This window comes from Arthrobacter sp. U41 (genome assembly GCF_001750145.1).
Classification (GTDB): Bacteria; Actinomycetota; Actinomycetes; order Actinomycetales; family Micrococcaceae; genus Arthrobacter.
Genome location: NZ_CP015732.1, coordinates 2246130 through 2260960, shown reverse-complemented (window position 1 = coordinate 2260960; position 14831 = coordinate 2246130). Strand labels below are relative to the sequence as shown.

Here is a 14831-nt window from a genome sequence, read left to right as displayed (position 1 = left end):
GCGGTCAGGCTTCCACCGGTTCAGGCCTTCGGGCGGAACGACCCCGGCCAGTCCCTAAGCCGGATCCGCTTGAGGTCTTGGATGGCGCCCAGCGTGCCCCACTCGTCCAGTCCCAGCCGGGACAGCGGCTCCAACAGGTCAATCCGAGGGTGGCTGCCGTCCAGAACCGCATCACTCACGGCAGCGTGCGTCACTTCGCCGAAAACCAGGATGGAGTCCCCCATCGGCAGGACCGAGTGGAGACGGCATTCGAGCACCGCCAGCGATTCCTTGACCCTCGGCGCAGCCACGGTGAGGCTCGGCTCACGAGTGAGGCCGGCGGCGTCGAACTCGCTGACATCGGGCGGAAAGTTCGTGCCGGTGGCGTTGACCTCCTCCAGCAGCGCTGCCGGGGCGAGGTTCACCACGAATTCTTTCGACTCGGTGATGTTGCGGAGCGAATCCTTCTCCCCCACTGAGGTGAACTGAACAATGGGTGGAGTCGTGGACGCCACCGTAAAGAACGAATGAGGGGCTAGGTTGTCAACGCCCTCCGGCGAGACGCTAGATACCCAAGCGATGGGCCGTGGCACCACCACCGCGGTGAGCAGCCGGTAGAAATCACTGGTGGACGTGGTTGCGGGATCGAAATCAGTACGCATACTGCCAGACTAACGGTCAGGGAAGTTCGGGAAGGAGACAGGATATGAAGTTCAAGCCATACCGTTCACCGTCAACCGGGTGCGAGGTACGCGCCGTCCTGTTCGACACCTTCGGCACGGTGGTGGACTGGCGCACAGGCGTCGCCCGGCAGGCGGCCGCCTTCGCCGCGGCACATCGGCAGGACCTCGACGCTGAGGCGTTCGCCGATGACTGGCGCTCCCTCTACCAGCCGGCAATGGAGGCCATCCGCTCCGGATCCCGCGAATTCGCCACCTTGGACACGCTCCACCGCGAAAATCTGGACCAGGTGCTCCGCCACCACGGCTTCGATCCGGACCGGCTGGACGCACGAACCCTGGAGGAGCTGAACAGATCCTGGCACCGTCTGCCCCCATGGCCGGACAGCCTGGAGGGCCTGGCCTCCGTCCGCCGTGGCTACATCGTGGGTCCCCTCTCCAATGGCAACACCTCGCTGCTTTTGGACATGGCCAGAAACGCCGGCCTTCCGTGGGACGTGATCATCGGCTCGGACATGACGCGCGCGTACAAGCCGCTGCCGGCGGCCTACCTTCGGACTGCGGAGTTCCTGGACTTCAGGCCCGGCGCTGTGATGCTCGTGGCCGCCCACAACAACGACCTGCGTGCTGCCCGGGAGGCCGGGCTGGCGACGGCGTTCATCGCCCGCCCCACCGAATACGGCCAGGGCCAGGTTGCGGATCTGGCGCCGGAGAGCGATTGGGACCTCTCGGCGTCGAGCATCACCGAACTGGCTCACGAGCTCGGGGCCTGAGCTGCATACCGTATTTTCCGCCCGGGGCCGCACGAAAGCGTCCTTCGCGATCCAGGACGGGGTCCCGCCGAGCACGGTGACCATTTCTACCCGTGGTCCAAGGGCGGATCCACCAGCCTGGAGAACTTTGTCGCGGCATGTGCCAGGTGCAACCGGACGAAGGGCGCGCGGGTTCCCTCGCCCGGTCAGCAGGCAAGGATGGAACGACGACGGCGGGAATACGTTGCGCCGGCCGGTTCCGTCAGCGTCGGGGCCCGGCAGCCGCTCCCCTGAGCGGGCTGAGAGTCGACGCCGCGCGAGTTCTCGCTGAACACTCGCGCGCCTCGATACTGACCATGCCCACGCCCGGAGCCACCCCGCACTAAAATAGGATCGTCGACTTCTCCTCCACAGCCTGTCTGTGGTCGCATGTACCTTAGGCCTTAACCCTCAGCACGCACCCCCGCATCAAGGACACGATGGACTACTACGCAATCAGTTCGCTGCGTGAGAACCACCCCGGCTGGTCGCTGCTGCGCGCGCAGAACGCCCCGCTGGCAGTCTCCTTCTTCATCAAGGCCTTCACAGGACCCAACCAGCGCGACATCGGCCGCCAGGACCTCATCGACCACCTCGACGACGTCCTGTTCGGCCTCCGCGACGACTTCGGCGAGGACAAGTTCCCGCGCCCGGCCGCGGAGTACCTGGACGACTGGGCCGCCCCCGAGCGGGCCTGGCTGCGGAAATACTACGTCTCCGGCCAGGACGAACCCCGCTACGACCTCACCGCCGCGGCGGAGGACGTGGTGCACTGGGTGGAGGGCCTGCGCGGCCGGGACTTCGTCGCCACGCAGTCGCGGCTAACCAGCATCTTCGCCGTCCTCAAGGCCCTCGTTCAGCAGTCGGAAACGGACCCGGAAGTGCGGCTGGCCGAGCTCCAGCGCCAGCGCGACGGCATCGACGCGGAAATGCAGCGCATCCGGGACGGCAACATCCGGGTGATGACCGCCCCGGAGGCCCTGGACCACTTCCAGCAGCTCACCTCCCTGGCCAAGGACCTGCTTTCGGACTTCCGCGAGGTCGAGCAGAACTTCCGGAAACTGGACCGCCAGGTCCGCGAACAGATCGCCACCTGGGACGGGTCCCAGGGCGATCTCCTGGAAACCATCTTCGCCAACCAGCAGGACATCAGCAGCTCCCTGCAGGGCCGGACGTTCCAAGGCTTCTGGGACTACCTGATGTCCCCGCAGCTGCGCACCGAACTCAAGGACCTGCTGCAGCGCGCCACCCGGATCGAGGCGCTGGCCGGCACCGAAAACCTCCAGGCCGTGACCAACCTCCACCAGGACTGGCTGCCCGCCGTCGAACAGACCCAGGCGACCGTCCGCCAGCTCTCCCAGCAGATGCGCCGGCTCCTCGATGACAAGGTCTTCCTGGAGAACAAACGCATCATGCAGCTGATCCGCAGCATCGAATCCGGCGCGCTGGGCACCCGGGAGGCGCCGCCGTCGGGCGCCTTCCTGGACATCGCCGCGCCGTCCGTGGACGTGGCGCTGCCGTTCGAACGGCCGCTCTACGAGCCCAGCCGGAAGGTGATGGTGGACGACGACGTCGTGGCCGCCGACGACGCGGACGTGGACGCCGGCGCCCTGTTCAGCCAGTTCCACGTCGACACGCAACGGCTCAAAGCCAGCATCGACGCCGTCCTGGCCAACGCGGAGCAGGCAACCCTCGCCGAGATCACCGACGCGCACCCCCTGCAGCAGGGCCTCGCCGAGATCGTCGCCTACTACCAGCTGGCCACCGAATCCGAGTGGGCCAGCATCAACCCCGAGGCCACGCAGCAACTGTCCTGGCAGCTCCCGGACGGCAGCATCCGCGAAGCAACCATCGACCAGATCATCTTTGGAAGGCCAGCATGAACCCCGCCGCAGCACCGGAAACCAGGACCGCCGAAGCCCGGACACCGGAGGAGCTTCCCGGCGTCGTCACCCGCCTGTTCAAAGGTGTGGTCTATGCCGAAGCGGACGAGAAAATCTGGCAGTCACTGCTCGCCCTGACGTCCCAGGTCCGCGACTACGTTGCCGTGCTGGGGCTGGACCTGATCCTGGACGAATCCGAAGGCTACGCGTTCCTGAAGTCGCGGGAGGACCCGGACGGAACCCTCCCCCGGCTGATCCCGCGGCGCCAGCTGACCTTCAACGTGAGCCTGCTGCTGGCCCTGCTGCGCGGCCGGATGCTGGAGTTTGACACCAACTCCAGCGAGCTCCGCCTCATCATGACCGAGCAGGAGATCGCGGACATGGTCTCGGTGTTCCTGCCCGAATCCAGCAACGAGGCCCGCATCCTGGACCAGCTCGGCGCCAACATCAAGAAGGTGGTGGAGCTCGGTTTCCTGCGGAAACTCCGCGGGCAGACCGGCACCTACGAGGTGGCCCGCATCCTCAAGGCCTACGTGGACGCGCAGTGGCTGGAGGAGTTCGACGCGCGGCTGGGGGACTACCGCTCGTCGCTCACCGGCGGCACCGGGACCGGCACCGCCGCCGGTCCTGAGGTAACGGAAGGGGCCAGCAAATGACCGCTGAACTGAAGACCGACCTGCAGGACAGCCTGTTCAGCCTGGAGTTACCCGGCCAGGACGTGACGGACGACGCCGGGGCTCCCCCGGGCTTCCGGCTGCACCGTCTGGAGCTGCTCAACTGGGGCACCTTCCACCAGGGAATCCGCACGTTCCGGCTGGACGGCGCCAACAGCCTGCTCACCGGCGACATCGGCTCGGGCAAGTCCACCGTGGTGGATGCGATCACCACCCTGCTCCTGCCGGCCAACAAGATCGAGTACAACAAGGCCGCGGGGGCGCAGAAGAAGGAACGCACCCTGATGTCCTATGTCCGGGGCTTCCACAAGAGCGCCCGCAGCGCCGGGGGTGAGTACTCCAAGCCGGTGGCACTGCGCGGGACGGGCACCCTCACCGTGGTGCTCGGCGTTTTCCACAACGCGGTGCTGAACAAGTCGGTCACCCTGGCGGTCACGCTGTGGGCCATGCAGGAGGCCGGCCAGCCCAGCCGCTTCTATTCCCTCGCCGAGACGGACCAGTCGATCGCGGCGGACTTCGCGAACTTCGGCCAGGACCCCGCGAAACTGAAAAAGAAGCTCCGCGCAGCGGGCGTAACCGTCCATGACTCCTTCGAGCCCTACGCGGCGGCGTTCAAGCGGCAGTTCGGCATCGGCGGGAACCAGGCCATGGAGCTGTTCCACCGCACCGTGTCCATGAAGCAGGTGGAGAACATCACCTCCTTCGTGCGCACCAACATGCTCGAGGAGGACGACGTCGAGGCCCGGATCGGCAACCTCATCCACCACTTCGACGACCTGAAAAAGGCCCACGACGCCGTGCTGCGGGCCAAGGACCAGATCGGCCTGCTCACCCCCATCAGGGAGGGTTCCGCCCAGCACGCCCGCCTGACCGGCGAGGACGAGACCGCCCGGGCACAGCGGGACCAGCTGCACCCCTGGTTTACGGACCGGAAGCTGCAGCTGAGCCTGGAACACCAGGCGGAGCTGGCGGACACCGGCGTCCGGCTGCGCGAGGACGGCGGCAAGCTGTCCACCGCGATCACCGCGCTGCGCCACGACCTCAGCGCCGTCAAGGAGGACATCCGCAGCAACGGCGGCGGCCGGCTGGCCGCCATTGACGCCGAGGTCACCCGCCTCGCCGGGGAATCCCGCGCCCAGCGGCAGCGCTTCGAAAACTACACGGACGCGGCGTCCGGGCTGGGCCTGCCGGCCGCCGAGGACCGGGTGCTGTTCGATGCCAACCGCGCCCGCCTCGCCGCGGTGGAAGCGGAGCTCGCCGAGAACTCCCGCGGGCTGCAGGAAAGCCGCACCACGTTGACCATCGAGCGGACCACGCTCACCGAGCGCGCCGCCGAGATCGCCGCGGAACTGACCAGCCTGCAGTCCCGCCCCAACCTGCTGCCGCGCCCCCAGCTGGAGCTCCGCCGTCGGCTCTCTGACGGCACCGGAATACCGGAAAACGCGCTGCCCTACGCCGGCGAACTGCTGCGGGTCCGCGACGGCGAGGCCGAGTGGGAGGGCGCCGCGGAACGCACCCTGCACGGCTTCGCGCTCTCCCTGCTGGTGCCCGCCGAGCACTACCAGGCCGTGAGCAAATGGGTGGACACCAACAACCTCCGGGGCCGGCTGGTGTACCTGAAGATCGGCGAGTCGTACGCACCCAGGCCAGCCGAGCCGGGGACGCTGGCGGCCAAGATCGCCATCAAGCACGGCACCCCGTTCCGCGACTTCCTCCTCGACGAGCTGGGCAGCCGGTTCGACTACTTCTGCTGCGAGAATCTGGACGACTTCCGCCGGTACCCCAAGGCGCTGACCCTCAACGGCCAGCTCAAGGGCGGCCGCGGCAGGCATGAGAAGGACGACCGCAGGGACCTGGCTGACCGGCGCAACTACGTGCTCGGCTGGGACAACCAGGACAAGGTCACCCGCTTCCTCGCCGAGCAGGACGAGGTCCGCGGCCAGCTCCAGGGCAACAAAGACCGGCTCGGCAAGGTGGACCACTACCTCGGTGCGCTCGGACGGCAGAACCAGCAGCTCGGCACGGTCCGGTCCGTGACGGATTTCGCCGAGATCAGCTGGCAGCTCACCGCCCGCCGGATCGAGGACCTCAAAAAGGAGAAGACCGACCTCGAGTCCGCCAGCGATGTCCTGCAGCAGCTGGCGGCCCAGGAGCAGGAGATGGCCGGGCGGCTGGGGCGCCTGGAGGACCAGGCGGACAAACTCCAGCGCCGGATCGGCGCCAACGAGGAGGCGGCCAAGGAGATCGCGGCCGCGATCGAGGAATGCGCTGCCGTCCTCGCCGAGCAGCCCCTGACGGACGACGCCGGTGTGCTGGCCGCCGTCGCCAAGCTGGCCGCCGGCGCGCTCGGGGACAAAGCGCTGACGTACAAAAACACTGCGGCGGTGGAAAGCACCGTGCGTGCCGGTCTGACGGACATCATCGACGCGCTGGTCAAGCGGATCGCCCGCACGGCGGAAACCACGGTGCGGCTGATGGCCGACTTCCGGAACAAATACCCGAACGAGACCACCGAGATCGACGCCGCCCTCGAGGCCGCCGGGGACTACAACCGGCTCCTGGAGCAGCTGGCCAGCAACGACCTGCCCCGCTTCGAAGCCCACTTCAAGGACTCGCTCAACCAGAACACCATCCACGAGGTGGTGGCCTTCAATGCCTTCCTGGACAGCCGCCGGCAGGACATTGTGAACCGGATCGGCGAAATCAACCTCTCGCTGGCCGGGATTGAGTACAACCCCGGCCGGCACATCCAGCTTGAGCACCAGAACACCACGGACCTGGACGTCCGCCAGTTTGGCATCGACCTGCGGGCCTGTTCGGAGGGCACCATCGGCGACGAGGAACAGTACTCGGAGCAGAAGTACCTGCAGGTGGCCAGGCTGATCGAGCGGTTCCGCGGCCGGGACGGCTACACCGCGCTCGACGAGCGGTGGACGGCCAAAGTGACGGATGTGCGGAACTGGTTCACGTTCTCCGCGTCCGAGAAGTGGACCGAGACCGGCGAGGAGTTCGAGCACTTCACCGACTCGGGCGGAAAATCCGGCGGCCAGAAGGAAAAGCTGGCGTACACCATCCTCGCCGCCGCCCTGGCCTTCCAGTTCGGGCTGGGCTCTGCAAAATCGACGGGGAGGAACGCCGGCGCGGGCCGCAGTTTCCGGTTCGTCGTCATCGATGAGGCCTTTGGCCGCGGCTCGGACGAGTCCGCGCGGTACGGCCTGGAGCTCTTCCAGCGGATGAAGCTGCAGCTGCTGATCGTCACTCCCCTGCAGAAGATCCATGTGATCGAACCGTTCGTGGCCCATGTCGGCTTCGTGGCGAACACCAACGGCGACGACTCCCAGCTGCGCAACATGACCATCCAGGAATACCGGGACGAACGGGACGAACGGGACCGGCGTGCCGGCTGAATCTTTGGTAATACGGGCGCAGGGCTGGACCACGCTGGCAATGTTGCGTGCCCAGTCGCAGAAGGCCTGGGACAGTGGGGCGCTGCTGCGTGAGCTGCTGGAACCCACTGGCGTGTATCCGCGCCACCGTAAGCTGAAGCGCCCGACGGCGGCCACCCTCCGGAGTGACTATGCTGCGGCCCGTGCGTGGGCGGCGGAGTTGTTTGCAGCCGCCGGTCATTTCACGCTGGAGACGGCGGAGGTGGGCCGCACTACTATCGGGTCCAACCTGTTGCCGGCGGCGGCGGTGTTCGCCTCCGCGGAGGATGAGATTGCGTTTGTGGGGAAGACGAAGGATGCGGCGCGGTTCCGTGGGCTCGCCGAGGAGTTAGTGGCCTTGGATCCTGCCTTCCGTGCCTGGGCCCTGAATCGGCCAATGCGGCTGCTGGAGCTCGGCGGCGACGCGCTGACCGCCGCCCGTGTGGCACTGTGGCTGCGGGAGAATGAGGACCCTGGCGTCTATGTCCGGCAGCTCAGCTTGCCCGGGGTGCACACCAAATTCGTCGAGCACCATCGAAAAGTGATTGATGGGATGGCCGCGGAGATGCAGGCCTCCGATCCGGTTCCCGGGGCCCTGGCGGACGATGAGACCCTTCCGGAAGTGCCCGCGGAACCGGGGTCCTTGCTCGGCGGGACAACGGCCCGGACTCCGGCAGCCCGCTTCGCCGCCCGGCACGGTTTCCTGCACCCGCCCGAGCTCGTCCGGTTCCGGGCGCTGGACCCCGGAATACCGCTGCTGGGCGACGCACGGGACCTGACGGTCTCGGCGGACGCGTTCAGCACCCTGAACTTGCCTGTCCGGCGCGTCATCGTCACCGAAAACCTGGTGAATTTCCTCGCCCTGCCCGCTCTCCCTGGCAATCTGGCCCTCTACGGGGGCGGGTACGGGTTCTCGTCGCTGCGCGAGGCCGGATGGCTCCGCGACTGCGAGGTCTGGTACTGGGGTGACCTGGACACCCACGGATTCCGGATTCTGGACCAGCTCCGGGCGGAGCACCCGCACGTGGTCAGCGTGCTGATGGACCAGGCAACGCTGTTGGCGCACCGTGATGCGTGGGGTAGCGAACCGACTCCGTCCAGGGCTGCGCTCGGCAGGCTGACCGCCGAAGAGTCCACGCTCTATGAATCGCTGGGCAGTGACCGGTTCGGGAAGTCCGTCCGGTTGGAACAGGAACTGATCCGCTGGGACTGGGCGCTGGACAGACTGCTGGACGGCCGTCGGGAGGGACCGGGACAATGACCAGCATCCACGGTGAGATTGTTATCGGTCGACCACCGAGTGAGGTTTTTGACTTCGTCGCCGACGAACGGAACGAGCCCAGATACAACCCCCGCATACTGCGTGTCGAGAAAGTCACGGGCGGAGCCATCGGCAACGGGACGCAGTTCAAAGTGACGACCACGTCCAGGAGACGGCTGCTGACCATGCTCCTGGAAACCACGGAGTATCACCGCCCCACCCGGCTCGCGAACACGACAAGCATGTCCTCGGCCACGATCCTGGGAGTTCTCACCTTCGAGCCTGAACCGGGGGACCCTCTTGCGATGGTCGTGGGACATCCAGCCCCGAGGCGCGCTCAGGTTCCTCTCCCCGGTCATCGGCCGAGTCGGCAAACGCCAGGAAGCCGCCAACTGGGCAAGCCTCAAACGCTATCTGGAATCAATGCCGGCAGCTGGCATACCGGAAAGCGGCCGGCTCTGACCTGAACGCACGGGGTGTTGACCCAGTCAACAGATCTTGTCACGCAGTTTACCGCGCATTCACATGGCCCACAGGACTTGTCCAACCGGCCGCCGTACGGTCGAAGGCATGGACAACATTTCACGCAGATCCGTTCTTTCCGCCGGCCTCGGGGCCGGGCTTGTCGCCGCCTGGCCGAGTGCCGCCGTTGCCGTTTCCACCGCGGACGACGCCGGCCTCCGCACGGATCCGTTCCTGCTGGGTATCGCCTCCGGCGAGCCGTGGCCGGACGGCTTCGTGATCTGGACCCGGCTGGCGCTGGACCCGGTGGCCGGGGACGGCCTGGGCGGCATGCCGTCGCGCAACGTCGCGGTGGCGTGGGAAGTGGCGGAGGACGCGGGCATGCGTTCGGTGGTGGCCCGCGGCGTCGAGCAGGCCCGGATCGAGACCGCGCACTCGGTGCACGTGCAGCTGCGGGGCCTGCGGCCGGGGCGTGAATACTTCTACCGGTTCCGCACCGGACGGCACGTCAGCCCGGTGGGCCGGACGCTGACCAGCCCGGCGCTGCACGAGACGCCGGCGGCGCTGGCCATGGCTTTCGCCAGCTGCGCGCAGTTCGAGCACGGCTATTTCACCGCCTACGCCCGGCTGGCGCAGGACCAGCCGGACCTGGTGCTGCACCTGGGTGATTACCTGTACGAGTACAAGAAGGACAGCTACGTGATCGGCGGCGGCAACCCGCGCGACCACGAAGGGCCCGAGACCACCAGCCTGGCCGGCTACCGGCAGCGGCACGCGCAGTACAAGGCCGACGCCGACCTGCAGGCAGCGCACGCGGTGGCGCCGTGGCTGGTGGTGTGGGATGACCACGAGGTGGACAACAACTGGGCTGACGAGGTCCCGGAGAACACTGATGCCGGGCAGCTGAACGACACCACCGAGCATTTCCGGCAGCGCCGCGCCGCCGCGTTCCAGGCGTACTACGAGAACATGCCGCTGCGGCCGTCGTCCGTGCCGGCCGGGTTCGACATGAAGATTTACCGCACCATCCAGTGGGGCCAGCTGGCGAACTTCCACATGATGGACACCCGGCAGTACCGCGACGACCAGCTCGCCGGCGACGGCTGGAAGAAGAACGTGGCCGGGCGTCTGGCGGAGGACCGCACCATCACCGGCGCGGAGCAGGAGAAGTGGCTGCTGGACGGCTTCAAGAACTCCACGCAGCGCTGGGACATCCTGGGCCAGCAGGTGTTCTTCGCAGAGAAGGACCGGAACCAGGCGCCGGAGATCGACGACGTCTCCATGGACGGGTGGGACGGCTACGCCGCGTCGCGCCGCCGGATCACGCAGGGCTGGGTGGACGCGAAGGTGCGCAACGCCGTGGTCCTCACCGGAGACGTGCACCGCAGCTGGGCCAACGACGTCAAGGTGGACTACAAAGACCCGGCCTCGCCCGTGGTGGGGACGGAACTGGTGTGCACGTCCATCACTTCCACCGGTGACGGCACGGGTTCCACCACGGATCCGATGATGGCCTGGAATCCGCACCTGAAGTTCTACAACGACAACCGCGGCTACGTGAACACCCGCATCACGAAGGACGCGATGACCGCTGACTTCCGGGTGCTTGAATACGTCACGACGCCGGGGGCGCCCGTGAGCACCAAGGCGTCCTTTGAGATTCAGGATGGGGTCCCGGGGCTGGTCGCGCGGGGGTAGAACCCGTTCAAAACCAGGCTGGACGACGGCGGGCACGTGCCCGCCCTCGTCGTCCCGACGGTATGATCTCCCTAGCTGCAGCGCGGCACGCATTCGACCGGGCTGAAGATCGATTGGGGGACGACTGAATGGTGGAACTGAAACGCTTCTACTGGAGCCGCCAGGCTCTGCGTGCGGCCTATTCGGCGGTGGTTGTATGGTTGGGCGCCTCCGTTGTCCTGGCGCTCATGCCGAAGGCAAACCCGGCGGGCAGCCCCAGCCACAGCAACCGCCGCCGAAATTTTGCGAGGCATGGTCGACGGCCTTCTGGCTGCCGTCGCCCTCCCAGGGCTTTTCGCGGTGGTTCCGATAATTGCTGCGGCGGTCATTCGCGTCCGCGACATAAAACGCAGGGACCCGGCCCGGCGTTTCAGTCGCCAGCAGCGCCTGGAGGGCATGGCACGCGCTGGCGGCCAGTGCGAGATGGAGTCCGGACTCCGATGGCGATGCTCGCTGCCCGCCGAGCACGGTGACCATTTCTACCCGTGGTCCAAGGGCGGATCCACCAGCCTGCAGAACTTTGTCGCGGCCTGTGCCAGGTGCAACCGGACGAAGGGCGCGCGGGTTCCCTCGCCCGGTCAGCAGGCAAGGATGGAACGACGACGGCGGGAATACGTTGCGCCGTCCGGTTCCGTCAGCGTCGGGGCCCGGCAGCCGCTCTCTTGGTCCACCCCGCACTAAAATGGGACCCTCGACTTCTCCTCCACAGGGTGTCTGTGCTCGCAGATACCTTAACCCTCAGCCTGCACCTCGGTCGACGTAGCCCGCGCCGAGCATCCCGGCCGCCGTTTGGATGCCTATCTTGACCCCATGCCGAATGGGAGCCTGCGCAACGGCAACCCTGTACTAAGGTCAGAGCCAGGGCCGGATTGGCCAAGGTAGACAAACTGCAAGAGATGGCGGCCGCGCATCTCGAACCCAGCGAAACTGCACTTGCGGTCGTGATCGGTGCCTACGAGACGAAAATTCTTGGCAGCGATACCACGCGAAACGGAATACTTATCGCGACAGAAGGTCGTCTCGTCTTTTATGCCAAGAAATTTGGAGGATACGATCTTGAGTCCTTTGCCTACCGCAACATTTCATCTTTCGAACAGTCCAAAAGTCCTATGGGCCACAGAATCTCCTTTTTCGCCACCGGCCACAAAGTGGCCATGAAATGGATAACGGACCTACCCGCGATGCAGATATTCACGGAGACCGTAAAATCTCGCATGACCGGGGCCCACAACAGCAGCACCATAGCCCCACAGCCCGAGCAGCAGCTCGCCGCTGACCCCAAGGACGAAGTGTTCGACCAGCTCCATAAGCTCGGCTCCCTCCGAGACGCCGGAATAGTAACTGACGATGAGTTCACCGCAAAGAAAGCCGAGCTCCTGGCACGACTATGAACCGGCAGGGCATGGCACTCGCGGTCTCGTCATTCACGGTGGCGGGGACGAATCATGCCGTGAGGCGCTCGTGGGGAAAGCGGCCACCTATTTAGAACCCCGTCACTGTGCGAGCCGTCAGCAGGCCTTCATCTGAGGAGGAGACTGAGCGCTGGCAAAGCACGTTTAGACGAATCACGGAAAAGGTCCGACCGGTTTGAGCCGCTCGGACCTTTTTGCTGCAGCGTGTCTCCGGCCTGGCATGCGGGTTATCCGACCTTCCCGGACAAATCCACGAGCACACCCTGCGGTGGCGAAGAACCGATTGCTACCGAGGTTGCGGATGGCGCTAGTACACATGCCTCCTGGAATACATCAGGTACAGGCGTGGTTCCATCGGCCTGGGCGGCTCTTTACGGTGCCGGCGAGATGCGCAATTTTGGCCCATGGAACTCATCTACGACGACCCGGACCTGGTAGCCCTCACGCTGGCGAGGCTCGCCCCGAAAGAATCCGAAAGACCTGGTGTAAACGCTCCGGGCAGACGGTGTAGTCCTTCCTATGGGTGCGATCAAAGGGCCGTTCTGGTCGTTCGTGCTGGCAACCGCGTCCTGGGCACGAACGCATCGACGACCGGTTGCCGCCATCTTCGGGTCTGGTCCGGTCAGATTTCAGGGACACACACCCCTCTGCCCAACAAAGCCAAGCCAGCGCGGTCACCGTCCGCAAACTCTATGCTCCCGGTGTTATCCGCGTTCATCAGCTGCTTCGGATCATCGACGTGGGCAAGCCCCACGACATGGCCCAGTTCGTGCATGATCACCGCGCGAACCACGAGGGTGCCGTCTGGCCGCTGCATGATCTCCTCAAGAGCCGGGGCGTCTAGTGCCACTTGCCCGGTAACCAGGGCTGAGGGGCGCCCGGCGGCAACAGACTGCCCACTTCCACCAACTCCGACAACTTTGCCTTCCAGACGCTGACTTTCCTCGGGGGGCGACCACGCAATCAGAACCGGCGCCCACCGATTGCCATAGAGGTCCGTCTGGTATGCCTGGCGCGGTTCAATGGGACCCTCAGACGTATGCCCGTCGTTCACGAACTGCAGTCCTGTTGTAGCTGAAACCTTTTTCGACGGGCTCTTGAATCCGCTGTTCGCCCCAAGCGGCGCGTTGTCAGGCCCGACGGCGTAGTGGATGGGACGGCAGGGACCATAGGCTACGACGGGTTGGTCCGGGTCCGAAGAGAGTTGAAGAACATGCGCGCTGGAGGGAGTCGTTTCCGGTGGATGGCCGAGGGGCGTCCGCCGCCCCGACCCCCGGCGGAGGTGCGGTGGCGCCAGGCAGGGACGGCCGGGAAAGCTGTATAACAAACCGCTCAAATAATGCCGGGCTGAAATACAAGCCCACGAGAAGAGCAAGTCCCAGGGCTGTGGGCATTGACTTCCCTTTCCTCAGCCGCGTCCCCGACCCGGCCGTCGTCGCAGCCTTCGCGTCTTGTTTTGCCCCTTCTTCCGGCTGAGGAATCCGTGCGCCATCCAACAAGCTCTTGCACTTTTCCAAGTGCTTCGTCGATAGCCCATTGCGGGATGCGCCCACTCGGCGATCGGCGAACACCGTTGGGGGAGTCGTCGCCGCTCCTGCGACCGTGACCTGAATTCAAACCGCCGCGGCGTCCACTTCTCGGAGGCGACTTCGTCCCCCCGATGACCAAGACAATCCCTTTATGGTGACCCCAGCTTATTGGGTCAAGACCGCGCCCGAGTGGGCCGTCGCTGGTTTTCTCACCATCACGGCCTTCATGTCATGTGTTCTTTGAAGCCGGCTTCAATGCCGCCGGACGACAGTCAATGCCATGGCTGAAGGCGTTAACTTTCACCAGCGCTCCCTTGCGCCCGCCCGGTGGACTTTGACGAAATACAGGTCGTTACAGTTGACAACGATTCGACCGAATAAGTGACTGCTTTTGTAATGTTCAGAAGTCCGTTTAGAACCTGCCCGAGTGATACGATCGGCAAGACTTTTTTATCCAAAGTGTAATTTGTGGGGGTACAAATGAATATACGATTCAGGCCAACAGCGTTTGAGGTCTCGGGCCAAACCACTTCTTACCGGGCGAACGAAGGAAACCGCCAATTCCGGGCCTACGGTCGCTCGGCGAAGAGCGCGGCCCTGGCGGGCGCTGCTCTTCTGGCCCTCACGGCGTGTGGAGGCCAAGCTGCGGCCTCCCTGTCAATTCCGTCAGGCACTGCGTCGGTATCTACAACTCCAGTAGCATCACCCACTCCAACTGCCCCAAAAACAACGACCTGCACCTCCGAAAATTCGACCGAAACACACCAACGAACCGTTTTCATATGCACCATGACTGACGACGGAAAACTGCTGTGGATGGAACAGTCGGCATCACAACGAGTAACTTCTGCGCGAGCGGCGGCTGCAACGCTTGCGGCCAAGGTGGCAGCCGAAAAAGCTGCTTCCGACAAAGCCGCCCAGGAGGCGGCAGCTAAGGCTGCGCAAGAACAGGCTGCCACAGAAGCCTCGCGTCAACAGGCTGCAGCGGCAGCGGCCGC

13 protein-coding genes are annotated in these 14831 nt (G+C 65.4%); 10 read left to right on the top strand and 3 right to left on the bottom strand.

Features of this window, described 5'->3' with window-relative positions; all coding sequences use genetic code 11:
- Positions 1-20: 20 nt before the first annotated feature.
- Complete coding sequence (locus ASPU41_RS10410; protein ID WP_069950859.1) at positions 21-641, bottom strand: flavin reductase family protein; 621 nt, start codon at positions 639-641, stop codon at positions 21-23.
- Between the two features lie 44 nt (positions 642-685).
- Here ASPU41_RS10410 and ASPU41_RS10405 point away from each other — a divergent pair, with 44 nt between their 5' ends.
- The 8 genes from ASPU41_RS10405 (at position 686) to ASPU41_RS10380 (ending at position 10853) form a co-directional block, all read left to right on the top strand.
- A complete protein-coding gene (locus ASPU41_RS10405; protein ID WP_069950858.1) occupies positions 686-1432 on the top strand; it encodes a haloacid dehalogenase type II in 747 nt (248 codons plus the stop codon).
- Between the two features lie 12 nt (positions 1433-1444).
- Positions 1445-1705: an HNH endonuclease gene (locus ASPU41_RS22045; protein ID WP_442856249.1), complete on the top strand. Its 261-nt coding sequence runs from the start codon at positions 1445-1447 to the stop codon at positions 1703-1705.
- A 185-nt stretch (positions 1706-1890) separates the two neighbouring features.
- A complete protein-coding gene (locus ASPU41_RS10400) occupies positions 1891-3333 on the top strand; it encodes a DUF3375 domain-containing protein (RefSeq protein ID WP_069950857.1) in 1443 nt (480 codons plus the stop codon).
- On the top strand, positions 3330-3989 hold the full coding sequence (locus ASPU41_RS10395; protein WP_069950856.1) for a DUF4194 domain-containing protein: 660 nt from the start codon (positions 3330-3332) through the stop codon (positions 3987-3989). The genes ASPU41_RS10400 and ASPU41_RS10395 overlap by 4 nt, the downstream gene beginning before the upstream one ends.
- A complete protein-coding gene (locus tag ASPU41_RS10390) occupies positions 3986-7414 on the top strand; it encodes an ATP-binding protein (RefSeq protein ID WP_083266461.1) in 3429 nt (1142 codons plus the stop codon). Before ASPU41_RS10395 ends, ASPU41_RS10390 begins: the two co-directional genes overlap by 4 nt.
- Entirely contained in the window at positions 7404-8693 is a 1290-nt protein-coding gene (locus ASPU41_RS10385) for a Wadjet anti-phage system protein JetD domain-containing protein (protein ID WP_157356980.1), read from the top strand. The genes ASPU41_RS10390 and ASPU41_RS10385 overlap by 11 nt, the downstream gene beginning before the upstream one ends.
- The gene (locus ASPU41_RS24040; RefSeq protein ID WP_083266460.1) at positions 8690-9160 is read left to right on the top strand and encodes an SRPBCC family protein; all 471 of its coding nucleotides are present in this window, start codon (positions 8690-8692) and stop codon (positions 9158-9160) included. The genes ASPU41_RS10385 and ASPU41_RS24040 overlap by 4 nt, the downstream gene beginning before the upstream one ends.
- Positions 9161-9263: 103 nt before the next feature.
- Positions 9264-10853, top strand: a complete 1590-nt coding sequence (locus tag ASPU41_RS10380) for an alkaline phosphatase D family protein (protein ID WP_069950854.1) — start codon at positions 9264-9266, stop codon at positions 10851-10853.
- Between the two features lie 225 nt (positions 10854-11078).
- Here ASPU41_RS10380 and ASPU41_RS23375 read toward each other — a convergent pair whose 3' ends face one another.
- Complete coding sequence (locus tag ASPU41_RS23375; protein ID WP_231941488.1) at positions 11079-11369, bottom strand: hypothetical protein; 291 nt, start codon at positions 11367-11369, stop codon at positions 11079-11081.
- Here ASPU41_RS23375 and ASPU41_RS23370 point away from each other — a divergent pair.
- Positions 11289-11573 carry an HNH endonuclease gene (locus ASPU41_RS23370; protein ID WP_331712752.1) on the top strand — a complete coding sequence of 95 codons (285 nt, stop codon included), beginning with the start codon at positions 11289-11291 and terminating at the stop codon, positions 11571-11573. The two genes, ASPU41_RS23375 and ASPU41_RS23370, sit on opposite strands and share 81 nt — an antisense overlap.
- A gap of 188 nt (positions 11574-11761) precedes the next feature.
- A complete protein-coding gene (locus ASPU41_RS10370) occupies positions 11762-12283 on the top strand; it encodes a PH domain-containing protein (protein WP_069950853.1) in 522 nt (173 codons plus the stop codon).
- Between the two features lie 643 nt (positions 12284-12926).
- Here ASPU41_RS10370 and ASPU41_RS24035 read toward each other — a convergent pair.
- Positions 12927-13121 (bottom strand): matrixin family metalloprotease, encoded by a 195-nt coding sequence (locus ASPU41_RS24035; RefSeq protein ID WP_157356979.1) that lies wholly within the window; start codon positions 13119-13121, stop codon positions 12927-12929.
- Between the last annotated feature and the right edge of the window lie 1710 nt (positions 13122-14831).